12 protein-coding genes are annotated in these 16289 nt (G+C 68.6%); 9 read left to right on the forward strand and 3 right to left on the reverse strand.

Annotated elements, in window-relative coordinates:
• Nucleotides 1-5: 5 nt before the first annotated feature.
• The 6 genes from ACFVMC_RS12115 (at nucleotide 6) to gatB (ending at nucleotide 8484) form a co-directional block, all read left to right on the forward strand.
• Nucleotides 6-2522, forward strand: a complete 2517-nt coding sequence (locus ACFVMC_RS12115) for a protein kinase (protein ID WP_379209381.1) — start codon at nucleotides 6-8, stop codon at nucleotides 2520-2522.
• Nucleotides 2523-2709: 187 nt separating this feature from the next.
• Nucleotides 2710-3585 carry a hypothetical protein gene (locus ACFVMC_RS12120; protein ID WP_379209383.1) on the forward strand — a complete coding sequence of 292 codons (876 nt, stop codon included), beginning with the start codon at nucleotides 2710-2712 and terminating at the stop codon, nucleotides 3583-3585.
• Nucleotides 3586-3610: 25 nt separating this feature from the next.
• Nucleotides 3611-4645, forward strand: a complete 1035-nt coding sequence (locus ACFVMC_RS12125; protein ID WP_379209385.1) for an ATP-dependent 6-phosphofructokinase — start codon at nucleotides 3611-3613, stop codon at nucleotides 4643-4645.
• A gap of 50 nt (nucleotides 4646-4695) precedes the next feature.
• Nucleotides 4696-5376, forward strand: a complete 681-nt coding sequence (locus ACFVMC_RS12130; protein WP_379209387.1) for a Uma2 family endonuclease — start codon at nucleotides 4696-4698, stop codon at nucleotides 5374-5376.
• A gap of 177 nt (nucleotides 5377-5553) precedes the next feature.
• Nucleotides 5554-6930 carry an alpha/beta hydrolase family protein gene (locus ACFVMC_RS12135; protein ID WP_379209389.1) on the forward strand — a complete coding sequence of 459 codons (1377 nt, stop codon included), beginning with the start codon at nucleotides 5554-5556 and terminating at the stop codon, nucleotides 6928-6930.
• A gap of 42 nt (nucleotides 6931-6972) precedes the next feature.
• On the forward strand, nucleotides 6973-8484 hold the full coding sequence (gene gatB, locus ACFVMC_RS12140) for an Asp-tRNA(Asn)/Glu-tRNA(Gln) amidotransferase subunit GatB (RefSeq protein ID WP_379209390.1): 1512 nt from the start codon (nucleotides 6973-6975) through the stop codon (nucleotides 8482-8484).
• Nucleotides 8485-8603: 119 nt separating this feature from the next.
• Here the strand turns inward: gatB and ACFVMC_RS12145 are convergent, their stop codons facing one another.
• A complete protein-coding gene (locus ACFVMC_RS12145; RefSeq protein ID WP_379209392.1) occupies nucleotides 8604-9713 on the reverse strand; it encodes a PQQ-dependent sugar dehydrogenase in 1110 nt (369 codons plus the stop codon).
• Between the two features lie 244 nt (nucleotides 9714-9957).
• On the opposite strand from ACFVMC_RS12145, the gene ACFVMC_RS12150 reads away from it, so the two are divergent.
• On the forward strand, nucleotides 9958-10764 hold the full coding sequence (locus ACFVMC_RS12150) for a DoxX family protein (protein WP_379209394.1): 807 nt from the start codon (nucleotides 9958-9960) through the stop codon (nucleotides 10762-10764).
• Between the two features lie 61 nt (nucleotides 10765-10825).
• Here ACFVMC_RS12150 and ilvD read toward each other — a convergent pair whose 3' ends face one another.
• Entirely contained in the window at nucleotides 10826-12667 is a 1842-nt protein-coding gene (ilvD, locus tag ACFVMC_RS12155; protein WP_379209396.1) for a dihydroxy-acid dehydratase, read from the reverse strand.
• Nucleotides 12668-12933: 266 nt separating this feature from the next.
• On the reverse strand, nucleotides 12934-13467 hold the full coding sequence (locus ACFVMC_RS12160; RefSeq protein WP_379209397.1) for a PH domain-containing protein: 534 nt from the start codon (nucleotides 13465-13467) through the stop codon (nucleotides 12934-12936).
• Nucleotides 13468-13812: 345 nt separating this feature from the next.
• On the opposite strand from ACFVMC_RS12160, the gene ACFVMC_RS12165 reads away from it, so the two are divergent.
• Together ACFVMC_RS12165 and ilvN are read left to right on the forward strand one after the other, a co-directional pair.
• A complete protein-coding gene (locus ACFVMC_RS12165; RefSeq protein ID WP_379209399.1) occupies nucleotides 13813-15735 on the forward strand; it encodes an acetolactate synthase large subunit in 1923 nt (640 codons plus the stop codon).
• Nucleotides 15732-16235: an acetolactate synthase small subunit gene (gene ilvN, locus ACFVMC_RS12170; RefSeq protein ID WP_040693551.1), complete on the forward strand. Its 504-nt coding sequence runs from the start codon at nucleotides 15732-15734 to the stop codon at nucleotides 16233-16235. The genes ACFVMC_RS12165 and ilvN overlap by 4 nt, the downstream gene beginning before the upstream one ends.
• The last annotated feature ends 54 nt before the right edge of the window (nucleotides 16236-16289 follow it).

Consider the following 16289-nt stretch of genomic DNA (forward strand, 5'->3'; position numbering starts at 1 on the left):
ACGGCGTGGACGGACCTGGTTGGAGGGTCGGCAGTCGATTCGGGCCGTACGAGCTGCGCGCGCTGCTGGGTAAAGGCGGCATGGGCGAGGTCTACGAGGCCTACGACACCGTCAAGGACCGCGTGGTCGCGGTCAAACTGCTACCCGAGGAACTGGCCAAGGACCCGGTGTACCAGGTGCGGTTCCGGCGCGAATCGCAGGCGGCGGCCCGGCTGGCCGAACCGCACATCATCCCGATCCACGACTGGGGCGTGATCGACGGCGTCCTGTTCATCGACATGCGCCTGGTGCCCGGCACCGACCTGCGCTCCCTGCTGCGCGCGCAGGGGCCGATGGATCCCGCCCGCGCGATCGGCCTCGTCGAGCAGATCGCGGCGGCGCTGGACGCCGCGCACGCCGACGGGCTGGTGCACCGCGACGTGAAACCCGCCAACATCCTGGTCACCGAGGCGGATTTCGCCTACCTGGCCGATTTCGGCATCGCGCACACCGAGGGCGACTCCGCCGTCACCCAGGTGGGTATGGCGGTCGGCTCGTATGTGTACATGGCGCCGGAGCGTTTCGACGCCGGGCAGGTCACCGGGCGCGCCGACATCTACTCGCTGGCCTGTGTGCTGCACGAATGCCTCACCGGCGCAACGCCGTTCCCGCAGGCCAGCATGAGCGTGCTGGTCCGCTCGCATCTGACCGAGACCCCGCCGCGCGCCAGCGTGGCCAGGCCCGGCGTGCCGCCCGCCCTCGACGACGTGATCGCGCGCGCCATGGCCAAGGACCCGGCCGACCGGTATCCGACCGCCGCCGCGTTCGCCCAGGCCGCGCGCGCCATCGTGCCGGTGCCCGCGCCCGCCCCCAAATTCGTGGTGCACGCGCCGGACCCGTCCCGCTTCGGGCAGACCGAGGCGACCCGCAATGTGGTGGTGCCGCCGGAGGCGACCGGCGAGTTCTCGGTCATCCAGCCGCCTGCCGCCACCGAGGTCAGCCTGGTCGACTTCCAGTTCACCGCATTGCCGGAACCAGAGCCAGCGCCCTCGGCCACCGGCGCACTGCCGATTCGCCCGTTCCCGGACGCCCACCTCTACGGTGCCGACGAGCAGTTCCCGAGCGGGCAGTTCACCGCCGTTCCCGCCGCGGAAGCGCCGGTGACGGAGAAATACGTCGCGCCCTACGGTTCCGAGCCGACCCCCTACACCCCGCCGGAGGACTACGCGAGTCCGCAGCGGTACGCCGACCCGGAGCCGACCGCCGACAACTACCCGCAGGTCCGTCCCGAACGCCTGCCCGAACCGGAATTCGGCGGCCGTCCGCGGGGATACGAAATCCCGCCGTCGGATCCGGTGAATTACTCGAGTCCGCCGTCGGATCCTGCGGACTACCCGAGGAAAGAGCACCAGGCGCGACCGGAACGCCTGCCCGAGCCGGAGCCGGATTTCGGTGCTACAGCACCGCGCCCGGAACCGCGAGGCAATCCAGAGTCGTGGGCGTTCCAGGAGGCGCGGCCCGAGACCGCGCCGCGTGGTTTCGCCGCCGCGCACCCCGGTCAGCACGGCGATGGCCGCCCGGAGCCGTCCGCCCGGAATTATCCGGAGCCGCAGTCCGATCCGGACTCGGCCTTTCATTCCGAACCGCACGCATACCCCGAGCAGACGCCCCGAGGCCCGATCCCGCCCACCCCGGTGGCCAAGCCCGATCCGCAGCGCTGGGATCAGGGCGGGCCGCAGGCGTATTCGGAATCGGGCTACGCGGCGGGGCCGCCGTCGCGCTTGGAGCCGTTGCCGGCGGCGCGCGGCTATCCGGTGGAGCCGAACGATCCTGAGACACGGCAGTATTCGCCCGCGCAGGCGTATTCCGACGCGGAGTACACCGATCCCGACTACGACAGCCCGCAGCCGTATCGCCCAGCGGCCGAAGCGTATTCGAATTACCAGCACGGCCCCGACTACGAGGACGACCGCTACTCCTCCCGGGGCGGCGGCTACGTCGGATCCGACGACTACGGCTACGAACCCGACGATCGGCCCGCGCCGCGCGGATCGGTCGTGGTGCCGATCCTGGTCGGGCTGGCCAGCGTCGTGCTGGTCGCGGTCGCGGGTGCGGTCGGGTGGCAGATGTTCGGCGCGGGTAGCTCGCAGCCGTCGACCGCCGCGAGCTCCGAGACGGTCGCGGCGACGGCCACGCCCCCGGCCGCGGCGCCGGGAACACCGGTGCCGCAAACGAGTTCGAAGTCCTCGACCACGACCTCCGGCACCGCGGTGAAGCTCCCGGACGGCGCGTCGCCGTGTTCCACCTCGACCGCATCGTCGGGCAATTACGGCCGCGCCGCCACCGGCAGCGAGGTGACCAGCTGCCAGTTCGCCGAGGCGGTGCGCAAGGCCTACGCCGAATCCGCGTCCGGGTCGCGCGCTCCGAGCTCGGTGGTCGCCACCAGCCCGGTCACCGGCCGCAGCTACACGATGAATTGTTCCGCCCAGGGCCAGGTGGTGACGTGCAGCGGCGGCGACAACGCCGTCGTCTACGTCTACTGATCCAGGTTTTCGTTCGAGACCGACACGGCAGGAGAGGTTTGATCTAGTAGGTTCGGTGGGTATATCGAAGAGTTGTTCTCGGGTTAGGCTGACGCCGATCCCGGGCCGCCCGGCAGTATCGGGCGGGTAATGGAGGTGACCATGCTTGTTGACCATGCCATCGGCATCTGGCTGGGAGACAAGAACCATGTCCGGTAGTCGTCTGCGGAAAGCGCTGGGCGGCAGTGTGTTCGCGCTGCTCATGCTCACCTCCTGCGCCCAGGACAGCGGCGGCGGTTCCGCGGCCGAGCCCACCACCATCACCCAGGCCGCCGCGCGCACCGAGCAGCAGAACCTCTCGATGACGGTGCCCGGCACGCTCGCGCACAGCTTCCAACAGCTGCAATCGAGTTGGGGCGGCCATCTGGGTTTGGCTGTCATGCCGGTCGGCGGCACGCAGATGGTCGCCTTCGGAGATTGGTCCAGCGGTCCCGCCTGGTCGACCATGAAAGTGCCGTTGACGCTCGCGGCCATGCGCCGCAGTTCGGCCAACCTCTATACCGGCACCACGGCGATCACCCAGTCCGACAATGCCGCCGCCGACACGCTGTGGCAGGCCCTCGGTGGTGCGCAGGAGGCGGCCAAGGCGGTGGAGGCGGTGCTACGCGAAGGCGGCGACACCAAGACCGCCGTACCCGCCACCCGCACCCGTGCCGAGCATTCCTCGTTCGGGCAGGCGGAATGGTCACTGGCCGAGCAGGTCCGGTTCGCGGCCCAGCTGCCGTGTCTGCCGCAGGCCTCGAGCGTGCTGAGCATGATGGGGCAGATCATTTCGAGTCACCGGTGGGGGCTCGGCACGTTCACCGGCGCCGAATTCAAGGGTGGCTGGGGGCCCGACGCCTCCGGCGCCTATCTGGTGCGGCAGTTCGGACTGATCGATACCCAGGGCGGTCAGATCGCGGTAGCGCTTGCCGCGCAACCGGATTCGGGCACCTTCAACGACGGCATGAACGCCCTGGACAAGGTGTCGGCGCTGCTGGCGCAACATCTGGATGAACTGTCCGGAGGTAAGTGCGCGGCTTGAGCCCGGCGCTGGCATGATGGCGGCCATGCGCATCGGAGTCTTGACCGGAGGCGGGGACTGCCCAGGACTGAACGCGGTCATCCGCGCGGTCGTTCGTACCGCGAACGGCCGCTACGGTGATGCGATCGTCGGCTTTCAAGACGGCTGGCGCGGGCTATTGGAAGATCGCAAATTCGTCATCGCCAACGATGACCGCACCGATCGGCTGCTCACCAAGGGCGGCACCATGCTCGGCACCGCCCGCACCAATCCCGATGTGCTGCGCGCGGGTCTGGGCCGGATCAAGCAGACGCTGGACGACAACGGCATCGAAGCGCTCATCCCGATCGGCGGCGAGGGCACGCTCACCGCGGCCAGCTGGCTGTCGGAGGAGGGCGTCCCGGTGGTCGGCGTGCCCAAGACCATCGACAACGACATCGATTGCACCGACGTAACTTTCGGCCACGACACCGCGTTGAGCATCGCCACCGACGCCATCGATCGCCTGCACACCACCGCCGAATCGCACCAGCGGGTCATGCTGGTCGAGGTGATGGGCCGGCACGCGGGCTGGATCGCGGTACACGCCGGCATGGCCGCGGGCGCGCACCTGACCCTGGTGCCGGAGATCCCGTTCCAGGTCGACGAGGTCTGCGCGCTGATCAAGCGCCGGTTCCAGCGCGGCGACAAGCATTTCATCTGTGTGGTCGCCGAAGGTGCCGCGCCCGCACCGGATTCCGGTTTCACGCTGCGCCAGGGCGGGATCGACGAATTCGGCCACGAACGGTTCACCGGCGTCGCCCAGCAACTCGGCGCCGAGATCGAACGCCGCATCGGCAAGGAGGTGCGCACCACCGTCCTCGGCCATATCCAGCGCGGCGGCAGCCCCACCCCCTACGACCGCGTCCTCGCCACCCGGTTCGGCCTGCACGCCGCCGAAGCCGTGCACGCCGGGCATTTCGGTCAGATGGTCGCGTTGCGCGGCACCGATATCGATCTGGTCCCGCTCGCCGAAGCCACCAAGCAGCTCAAGCGCGTTCCCGAATCCCGCTACCGCGAGGCCGAAGCGTTCTTCGGCTGAGTTCAGCGGAAGCGGGAGTGAGCCGGTGTAAGTGGCTATAGCCTTTCGGTATGGACATGCGAATCAGCTCGATGAGTGCGCATTCGATGGGGCCAACGGCCGGTAGTGTGGGCCACATGCCGCCACCGCAGGATGAACCGGAACGGCTGGTCACCGTGGAGGAGTTCTTCGCGGGTAGTCCGGACCAGTTCGGCGAGATTCACGATGGCGTGCTGATCACCGCCCAAGCGCAGTCGTCAGTGCACCACAATGTGATCCGCAGGCTCGAATATGCCCTGGAAATGGCGATCGATCCGGACGGGCCGTGTCGTGAGATGCATGGCGATACTCCGATGCGCCTGACCGATGCAGACACCGCGGACGTCAAGCGGCGGGCGCGATTCCGCTACCCGGACTTGCTTCTGCGCGATTGCAGCAATGGGCCGTATGACGCGCAAACGGTGGCCAGTGAGACCTTGCTCGTCGTGGAAGTGACGTCCGAAGACACAGTGGATACCGATATCGGCCTCAAACGGGAGCTGTACGCCCGGGAGGGTATTCCGATGTACTTGGTCGTGCGTTTCGACAAGAACTGGGAGCTGATCACCGAGATCGAGGAGCATCGGATCGACTGGTCGGGACGGCGTTACACGTCGTGGAAAACACATAGGGACGCACTGGTTCTCACCGAGCCGGTCCGGCTCGCCGTGATCTTCGACGACCTTCAGAGTCGACTGCCACGCCGGCGCTGACCCGGGCAGTGCACTCGATCGGTTACCTACGATCCCACGCTGAGGCGGCCGCCGAGGCGGTATGGTCGCGTAGGCCGAGGCCGCCGAGCAATCTGAGCACGTCCCCGAATCCCGCTGCCACGGGACGGTAGCCTTCGGCGGCTGAGGTTGTCGGTCCCCGTCGGTACTGTGGGGGCCATGCGCAGCGGGCGAGTGGTCACGGTGGTGCTCTTGGTACTCGGCGTGTTCCTCGCGGGATGCGGCGACGAGTCGAATCCGCCCGATCCGACGACCGGGAAATGGCATGGGGCGATCGAGATTCCGGAACAGCCGCTGCAGATCGGGGTGACCTTCGCCGGTGACGGCACGGCCACCATCGATATTCCGAGCCAGGGGACGGCGCGGCAGGCGTTGAAGGACGTGAAGTCCAGCCGGGACGGGATCGAGTGGACCATTCCGGATATTCCGGGCGACCCGAAGTTCAAGGGGCGCTACGACTCCAGCACCGACAAGATCACCGGTGACTTCAGCCAGTCCGGGCAGACCTTCCCACTGTCGTTGCAGCGCGGCGAAATTCCGCCGCCACAACGACCACAGGAGCCGAAACCGCCGTTCCCCTATCGGGTCGAGGAGGTCGGCTACCGCAATGGTGAACTCACCATCGCGGGCACACTGACCAAACCTGAAGGCGCCGGGCCGTTTCCGGCGGTCCTGCTGATCAGCGGCAGTGGCGCGCAGGATCGCGACGAGAAGATCGCCGGGCACAAGCCCTTCCTACTGCTGGCCGACACCCTGACGCGCGCGGGCTACGCGGTGCTGCGCACCGATGACCGCGGCGTCGGCGGCACCGGCGGCGACCTCGACGACACCGACTACAGCGATCTCACCGCCGACGCGGCCGCCGGGGTCGGCTTCCTGCGTGGCCGACCGGATATCGACCCGGCGCGCGTCGGCCTGCTCGGCCACAGCGAGGGTGGTTATCTAGCGCCCCTGGTCGCCGCGAAACCCGACAGCGGCGTCGCGTTCGTCATCTCGATGGCGGGGCCGTCGGTCCCGGGGCGTGCGGTGCTGATCGAACAGAACCGGCTGCTGTACAGCGCGGGCGGCGCGCCCCAGGAAGCGGTCGATGCCCAGGTGCGGTTCATTACCGAATGGTCGGCGCTGCTGGTTCGCGGTGACCTGGCCGGTGCGAAGGAAGCCAGCCGGCGGCACAACGAAACCCTGCCTGCCGAACAGCGGATGTCGGAGGAGACCATCGATGCGGTCAACACCAGGTATATGGCCGCGTTCCTGAGTTACGACCCGGCACCCGCCCTGTCCGCGTTACGCATTCCGGTCTTCGCGTTCTTCGGTGGGAACGATCTCCAGGTCCCGCCGAGCCAGAGCGAACAGCCGATGCGGGACCGCCTCGCCGACACCGACGCAACCGTGCGCACCTATCCCGGCCTGAACCATCTGATGCAGCCCGCGCCGACCGGCCTGCTCACCGAATACGGCACCATCGAAACCACCCTCGACCCGGCGGTACTCACCGACATCACGTCCTGGCTCACCGAGCGCTTCCCGCCGAAGTAGCCGCGCGTACCGTCGTCCGTCGCTTTACATAGGATGGTCGCCATGAGTGCCGCCACCGTCGAGTTGATGGATTACGCCGACGTACTTACCCGCTATGAGCCGGTGCTGGGCATGGAGGTCCACGTCGAGCTGTCCACCGCGACCAAGATGTTCTGCGGATGCCCCACCGAATTCGGCGCCGAGCCGAACACCCAGGTGTGCCCGGTCTGCCTGGGCCTGCCCGGCTCGCTGCCGGTGGTGAACGAGAGCGCCGTCGAATCCGCCATCCGGATCGGTCTCGCGCTGAACTGCGCCATCACCCCGTGGGGCCGCTTCGCCCGCAAGAACTACTTCTACCCGGACCAGCCGAAGAACTACCAGATCAGCCAGTACGACGAGCCGATCGCGACCGAGGGCTACCTCGATGTGGTGCTCGACGACGGCAGCGTCTTCCGGGTCGACATCGAACGCGCCCACATGGAGGAGGACACCGGCAAGTCGCTGCACGTCGGCGGCGCCACCGGTCGCATCCACGGCGCCAGCCACTCCCTGCTCGACTACAACCGCGCCGGCGTGCCGCTGATCGAGATCGTCACCAAGCCGATCACCGGCGCCGGTGAGCGCGCGCCCGAGGTGGCCCGCGCCTACGTGACCGCGCTGCGCGAGGTGCTGCGTTCGCTCGAGGTCTCGGACGTGAAGATGGAGCAGGGCTCGCTGCGCTGCGATGCCAATGTGTCGCTGATGCCGGTCGGCGCCGCGGAATTCGGTACCCGCACCGAGACCAAGAACGTGAACTCGCTGAAGTCGGTGGAGGTCGCGGTCCGCTACGAGATGCGCCGCCAGGCCGCGGTGCTCGCCGACGGTGGCGAGATCATCCAGGAGACCCGCCACTTCCACGAGGCGGACGGCTCCACCTCACCCGGTCGCCGCAAGGAGACCGCGGAGGACTACCGCTACTTCCCCGAGCCGGATCTGGAACCCGTTGCGCCGGACGCGGAGTGGGTCGAGCGGCTGCGCGGCACCATCCCCGAGTACCCGTGGTTGCGCCGGGCCCGGTTGCAGGCCGAGTGGGGCCTGTCCGACGAGGTGTTCCGCGACCTGGTCAATGTGGGCGCGCTCGATCTGATCATCGCCACGGTCGACGCGGGTGCCTCGGTCGACGCCGCCCGCGCCTGGTGGGGCAACGCGCTGGCCGCGACCGCCAAGGAACGCGAGACCGCGCTGGCCGATCTGCCGATCACGCCCGCCCAGGTGGCCGAGGTCAGCAAGCTGGTCGAGGCCAAGACCATCAACAGCAAGGTGGCCAAGCAGGTCGTCGACTTCGTGCTCGCCGGTGAGGGCGATCCGGCGCAGATCGTCGAGGCCAGGGGCCTGGGCATGGTCTCCGACGATTCCGCCCTCCAGGCGGAGGTGGAGAAGGCCCTGGCCGCCAGCCCCGATATCGCCGACAAGATCCGCTCCGGCAAGGTGCAGGCCGCAGGCAAGATCGTCGGCGACGTCATGAAGGCCACCCGTGGCCAAGCCGACGCCGCCCGCGTCCGCGAACTGGTCTTGTCCGCCTGCGGCGCGTCCTGACGGGGTCGCCGGGGCTCACCTCCTGACGTACTCCGGGACAACGGGAGTCCTATTGGGGCTCTTGAAGATCAGATCACCCCGATAGGACTCCCGTCCCGGCTCGTGACGCGGGAGGCAGGCTAGTCCGGGGTGCCGCCTCCACCGGCCGGCGGTGGGATTTTCAGGACGCGGTCGTCGAAGGGGCCGTGGTTGTCGTCGTTGTTGACGGTGGCTACCCAGAGGGCGCCGTCGCTGGCGGCGGCTACGCCGCCGAGGCGGCCGTATTTGTCGGGGATGCTCATGGCCGGTTGGGTGGTGATGGCGTGGGATTTGGGGTCGACCTCGGCGATGGCGAGGGCTTTGGCGCCGGTCATGGCGATGGCGACCATTTCGGGGCCGGCCGCGCAGCCGGCGACGCCGGGGCGGTCGGGCCAGGTCCAGCCGGTGCTGACCACGCCGTCACGGGTCAGGCGTTGCAGCCGGTCCTCGGCGGCGGTGCGGTCGGTGACCCAGATGCTGTCCGCGCCGTCCCAGCACAGGTCGCCGCCGGAGCCGAGACCGGACAGCACGACCTCCGAGCTCGCGCCGGGTGCCGGTGACTCGACGCGCAGTACCTTGCCCGCCAGCGAACCGGGTGCCGAGGCCAGCGCCGGATTTCCGGCATCGCCGGTCAGCACCAGCAGTTCGGTCGGTGAGATGAACTCCAGTGCGCCGCGATTACCGGTGGCGCCCTTGGGAATTCCGGTCAGGATGTCCTTGGCCTGTCCGCCTTCGGAGATCCGGACCACCCGGTTGTCTGAACCCGTGGTGACGTAGGCGTAGATCAGGCCGTCTTCGCGATAGGTGGGGGACAGCGCGAGATCGGTGATGCCGCCGTCACCGGTGGCGTCGACGTCCACCTTGGCGATCTCGAGCGGCGGCACCTGCGGGTCGCTCTCGCCGACCGGGACCGTTTCCAGGATCCGCCCGGTGCGGCGCTCGGCGACCAGTGCGCTCTGTCCCATGCCGACCAGCCCGCCGGTGGAATCCAGGCAGGTGCTGATCACGACCGGATCCGGGTCGATGCACGGGCCCTCCGGCCGGGGCGGGGGCTTCGGAGTCGACTTCGGCGCCTTGGGATTTGCGGGCGCGAAGGTGGGTTCGGGTGTGAACGGGCTGGCGGCGGAATCATCGAAGCGCGCACAGCCGACCAGCAGAACCGAGCCGAGCGCCAGACTCAGGGCGACGCGGCCCGCGACAACCAACCTCATGGTTGAGACGTTACGGAAATACCGTCGCCTCCGCTGCTTCCGGGTCCGTGTTGCCGCGATCCGGCCGGCCTCGCGCGCGTAACAGCGCGGCCCGCGCCACGCCGGGATTGACACGCCGTAACGGTTTGATCTCCCGTGGATGGACGGTGCGGCATAGGGTATTGCCCGTGAGTGAGCGCAGTAAGCGAACCATGAACGCCGCCCCGCCGACGTCGGCGGAGCCGATCGGGAGCGAGGTGCGGTCGTGACAGACAAGCCGAAGGACACCCCCGGTGATTCCGGCACGGCGGCCGCTGGTCGCGGCGTCGGCAGCCCCTACGATTCGCCGACCGGACAGTTCCCGCGGGTCGGAATGAGCAAGGACGTCCCCCGCACCGAAGAGGAACTCGGGCTGGATCCCGATGTTCCGACGGTGGGGGAGAAGACCGCCCCGTACTCCTACGCGAGCATTCCGGCGGCCGCCGCACCCGGCGGCCCCAGTTCCGCCCTGCGTCGCCGCGCGGCCGAAAACCGCCGTGGCACCTTGGATTTCGGCCTGTTCGTCTTGCGCCTGGTGGTCGGCGCCACCTTCCTCTATCACGGCTTGCAGAAGCTGACCGGCTGGTTCCACGGCCCCGGCTTCGACGGCACCCGCGACATGATGACCGGCGGCGGCTGGGATCACGCGACCTTGTCGGCGGTCCTGCTCACCACCGGTGAGGTGCTGGGCGGTGCGCTGCTCGTGCTCGGCCTGGCGACCCCGCTGGCCGCGGGATCGGTGCTGGCCGTGATCCTCAACGCCTGGCTGTGGAAGCAGGGCATGATTCCCGGCTTCCAGTACAGCGCGGCCGTGAAGAGCGGCGTCGAGATGGACAGCATCCTGCTCGGCGCGTCCGCCGCGATCATCCTGACCGGCCCCGGCCGGTGGTCGCTGGATCGCGCTCGCGGCTGGGCCATCCGTCCGGCCTGGGGTTCGTTCGTGGTGCTGCTGGTCGCGGTCGCGGTCGCGATTCTCACCTTCTGGTTCCTGCACGGCGGCAACCCGCTGACCGGCATCGGCCCGTTCGACTAGCCCGACCGACGACAACGGCGCCCCCTCCACGGAGGGGGCGCCGTTGGTTTCGGCTATCGATTTACGGCACGTGGCGAACCGCGCCCTTGTCGGCCGAGGTGGCCAGCGCCGCGTACGCGCGCAGCGCGGTGGTCACCGGACGATCCCGGTGGACCGGCTGCCACGGCCGCTCCGAGGCCTCCATCTTCGAACGGCGTTCGGCCAGCACCGCGTCGTCGACCAGCACCTCGAGCGCGCGCGAGGCGACATCGATGCGGATCTGGTCACCGTTCTCGATCAGGCCGATGGCCCCGCCCGCGCCCGCCTCGGGCGACATGTGCCCGATCGACAGGCCGGAGGTGCCGCCGGAGAACCGGCCGTCGGTGATCAGCGCGCACTGCTTGCCCAGGCCGGAGCCCTTCAGGAACGCGGTGGGGTGCAGCATCTCCTGCATGCCCGGCCCGCCCTTGGGGCCCTCGTAGCGGACGACGATCACATCGCCGGGCTTGATCTTCTTGCCGAGAATCGCCGAGACGGCCTCCTCCTGGGACTCGACCACCACGGCCGGACCCTGGAACGAGAACAGGTCCTCGTCGATGCCCGCGGTCTTGAGGATCGCGCCGTCGGGTGCGATATTGCCGCGCAGCACCACCAGGCCACCCTCGACGGTGTAGGCGTGCTCCTTGTCGCGGATGCAGCCACCGGCGGCGTCGGTGTCCAGCGACGACCAGCGGTTGTCGGTGGAGAACGGCTCGGTGGTGCGCACGCCGCCGGGCGCGGCGTGGAACAGTTCGAGCGCCTCGTCGGAGGCCTTGCCGGAACGGATGTCCCAGGTGTCGAGCCATTCGTCGAAGCTCGCGGTGTGCACGGTGGACACGTCGGTGTGCAGCAGTCCGGCGCGGCGCAACTCGCCGAGGATGGCGGGGATGCCGCCGGCGCGGTGCACGTCCTCCATGTGGTAGTCCGAATTCGGCGACACCTTCGACAGGCACGGCACCTGCCGGCTGATCTCGTCGATGGTGTGCAGATCGAAGTCGATATCGCCCTCCTGGGCGGCGGCCAGCGTGTGCAGCACCGTGTTGGTGGAGCCGCCCATGGCCACGTCCAGGGCCATGGCGTTGCGGAAGGCCTTGGCGTTGGCCACGTTTCGCGGCAGCACCGAGGCGTCGTCCGCGCGGTACCAGCGGTTGGCGATGTCGACGATGGTGGTGCCGGCGCGCTCGAACAGCGCCCGGCGCGCGGCGTGGGTGGCGAGCGTGGAGCCGTTGCCCGGCAGCGCCAGGCCCAGCGCCTCGGTGAGGCAGTTCATCGAGTTCGCGGTGAACATGCCCGAGCAGGAACCACAGGTCGGGCAGGCGCTGCGCTCGACCTCGTCCAGCCCGGCATCGGAGACGGCCTGGTTGGCGCTGGCCGAGATGGCCACCACCAGGTCGGTCGGCGCCTGCGCGACACCGTCGACGACCACGGCCTTACCGGCCTCCATCGGGCCGCCGGAGACGAACACGGCGGGGATGTTGAGCCGCATGGCGGCGTTCAGCATGCCGGGGGTGATCTTGTCGCAGTTGGAGATACACACCAGCGCGTCGGCGGTGTGCGCGTTGGCCATGTACTCCACCGAGTCGGCGATGATCTCGCGCGAGGGCAGCGAGTAGAGCATGCCGCCGTGGCCCATGGCGATGCCGTCGTCGACCGCGATGGTGTGGAATTCACGCGGGACGCCGCCCGCGGCGCGCACGGCCTCGGCCACGATCTCGCCGACATCCTTGAGGTGCACGTGACCGGGCACGAACTGGGTGTAGGAGTTCGCGATGGCGATGATCGGCTTGCCGAAATCGGAGTCGGTCATGCCGGTGGCGCGCCAGAGCGAGCGGGCGCCTGCGGCATTGCGGCCGATGGTGGTGGTGCGTGAACGAAGCGGTGGCATGCTTTGTGTCCTCGGAGGTCGCGGGGGCTGATTTGCGACGGCGTAGCACTGGCTACGGCCTATCCACGGTACTCCCGGGTGATCGGGGGTTTCGCGGTGGGCTGGACCGCTCCGTGGCGCTGTTTTCTCTGTCCGCGAGGGGTGTCGCAGGCACCGGCGGTGTCCTGGGCGAGTTGCCCGAACCGGCTCGGCCGAAGCTCGCTGATCGCGAAGCTGTCCTCAGTCTAGCGAGATCACGGTGGTGTTTATTCCGCGGATTTCTCGTCTCAGTCCGTGGGACGGTTGTCTTCGTCACTTTTCGGCGCGGTGGCGGTCTCCGCTTCGGTCGCGGCCGCCCGCTCGGCGTCGGCCGCGGCGGCGAACAGATCGGGGATCCGGCCGCCGGAGGCATCGATCAGCGCACGCAGCCGGTCGTAGCCGACGGCGGGCAGTTTCACGGTGGACTCGTCGCTCAGGTGGGCTCGCACGTAGCCGCGCTTGGGGATCGAAACCCCTTTCAGCTCAGCCCAATCGAGGTGCCGCGAGCCGAAGACGGTGCGCAGGTCCAGCCCCGCGTCGGAGACCGTGGTCCGGGTGCGTGCGATCCACCAGGCCGCGGCCACCGGCAGCAGCAGTAGCCACCACAGCCCGATCGGCCAGCCCGCGAAGAAGAAGAAGACGCCGAAGAACAGCACGACCACGGCGATGTAGGTCGTCTGCGGAATCCGAATAACCTTCGCTTCGGACCCACCCGTGGCAGATTCCGCCGCGGACGTATGGGACGATTTAGCCGGTGGCACGGACTGATGCGGTGATGACACACCACCATCCTCGCATCCTGGTGAACGGACACAAGCAACCGCACTGTCTCACATAATGAGACGCCACGAGTCAGAAGTTTGACTCACCGGTTCCCGCCCGCATAACGTCTTGCGCGTGAAACCGATCGAGCTTCTCGTAATCAGCCGGCGCGTCCAGCGTTGAGCTTGACTCCCTGAGTCGACTACGAAGCTCGCGTTGCGACGCGCCACCCTCGAACAGCCCAGGCTGTCGGGGGTTTTTTTGTGTCCGGGACTAATGTCCGACACGGGGCGCTCGTAAGGCACCACGTGTCAAGCACAGCAAGCTTTGTCCGGGGTCTAGAACGAAAGTTAGGAACGAAGACGGTGAGTGCACCTACCGCACGGCCCGGGCCCTCGGCCCGCAGGCCAGCGCCTTCGGCGAACCAGCAGGCCACTGCTGCCAACCCGACCGCCGCGGCCAACCGCCGCCAGGTCCCGCCCGAGCGGGTCACCGGCGCGCAGTCGGTCGTCCGCTCGCTCGAGGAGCTCGGCGTCGACACCGTATTCGGCATTCCCGGCGGCGCGATTCTCCCCGTCTACGACCCGCTCTTCGACTCCACCCGGGTGCGCCACGTGCTGGTGCGCCACGAGCAGGGTGCGGGTCACGCGGCCACCGGCTATGCCCAGGCGACCGGCAAGGTCGGCGTGTGTATGGCCACCTCCGGCCCCGGCGCGACCAATCTGGTCACCCCGATCGCCGACGCCCAGATGGACTCGGTGCCGATCGTCGCCATCACCGGCCAGGTCGGCCGCGGCCTGATCGGCACGGACGCCTTCCAGGAAGCCGACATCTCCGGCATCACCATGCCGATCACCAAGCACAACTTCCTGATCACCGAGGGCATCGATATCCCGCGCATGCTCGCCGAGGCGTTCTACCTGGCCGCCTCCGGCCGCCCCGGCGCGGTCCTGGTCGACATCCCCAAGGACGTCCTTCAGGCTCAGACCACCTTCAGCTGGCCGCCGGAGATGCGGCTGCCCGGCTATCGCCCGGTCACCAAGCCGCACGGCAAGCAGGTGCGCGAGGCCGCCCGGATGATCATGGAAGCCAAGTCGCCCGTGCTCTACGTCGGCGGCGGCGTCATCAAGGCCGACGCCTCGGCCGAGCTGCTGGAACTGGCCGAGCTGACCGGCATCCCCGTGGTCACCACCCTGATGGCGCGCGGCGCCTTCCCGGACAGCCACGACCTGAACATGGGCATGCCCGGCATGCACGGCACCGTCGGCGCCGTGGCCGCGCTGCAACGCTCCGACCTGCTGATCACCCTCGGCGCGCGCTTCGACGACCGGGTCACCGGCCAGCTCGACTCGTTCGCGCCCGAGGCGAAGGTCATCCACGCCGATATCGACCCGGCCGAGATCGGCAAGAACCGGCACGCGGATGTCCCGATCGTGGGCGACTGCCGTGAGGTCATCGTCGAGCTGATCGAGACCCTCAAGGCCGATCCGGCCGCCGGTGACGCCCCGCTGCTGGCGCTCGGCGACTGGTGGAAGTACCTCGACGGCGTCCGCAAGAGCTACCCGCTCGGCTGGACCCCGCCCTCGGACGGCTCGCTGTCCCCGGAGTACGTCATCGAGAAGCTCGGCCGGCTCGCCGGACCCGACGCCATCTACTGCGCCGGTGTCGGCCAGCACCAGATGTGGGCCGCGCAGTTCATCAAGTACGAGAAGCCGCGCACCTGGCTGAACTCCGGTGGCCTGGGCACCATGGGCTACGCCGTCCCGGCCGCCATGGGCGCCAAGATGGGCGCGCCGGACCGCGAGGTCTGGGCGGTCGACGGCGACGGCTGCTTCCAGATGACCAATCAGGAGCTGGCCACCTGCGCCGTCGAGGGTGTGCCGATCAAGGTCGCGCTGATCAACAACGGCAACCTCGGCATGGTCCGCCAGTGGCAGACGCTGTTCTACGAGGAGCGTTACTCCAACACCGATCTCGGCACGCACACCCTGCGCATCCCCGACTTCGTGAAGCTCGCGGAGGCTCTGGGCTGCCACGGCATTCGCGTCGAACGCGAGGAGGACGTGGAGGCCGCGATCCGCGAGGCACAGTCGATCAACGACCGCCCCGTAGTGATCGATTTCATCGTCGGCAAGGACGCCCAGGTGTGGCCGATGGTCGCCGCGGGCACCAGCAACGACGAGATCATGGCCGCCCGCGGTATCCGTCCGCTGTTCGACGAGGACGAGGCCGCCGCCGAGCCCGCCGTCATCCACGAGGCCATGACGCATAGCGAGGGACAGAAATGAGTACGACACACACCCTGTCCGTCCTGGTGGAGGACAAGCCCGGCGTGCTCGCGCGCGTCGCGGCGCTGTTCTCCCGGCGCGGGTTCAACATCGAGTCGCTGGCGGTCGGCGGCACCGAGATCCCCGAGATCTCGCGCATGACCATCGTCGTCACGGTCGAGGACCTGCCGCTCGAGCAGGTCACCAAGCAGCTCAACAAGCTGGTGAACGTCATCAAGATCGTCGAGCAGGACGCCGACACCTCGGTCGCTCGCGAACTGATCCTGGTGAAGGTGCGCGCCGACGCCAGCGTGCGCACCCAGGTCATCGAGGCCGTCACCCTGTTCCGGGCGAAGGTCATCGACGTGTCCCCGGACGCGCTGACCGTCGAAGCGACCGGAACCCGGTCCAAGCTCGACGCCCTGCTGCGGATGCTGGAGCCGTACGGTATCCGCGAGATCGTGCAGTCCGGTGTCGTGGCCGTCGGCCGCGGGCCGAAGTCGATCACGGCGACTCGCTAGTAGCCCGCCACCCCGGCATGCTTTCAGCCGGGACCCACAATCGCCTAGAGAAGA

This window comes from Nocardia sp. NPDC127579 (assembly GCF_042672005.1).
Classification (GTDB): Bacteria; Actinomycetota; Actinomycetes; order Mycobacteriales; family Mycobacteriaceae; genus Nocardia.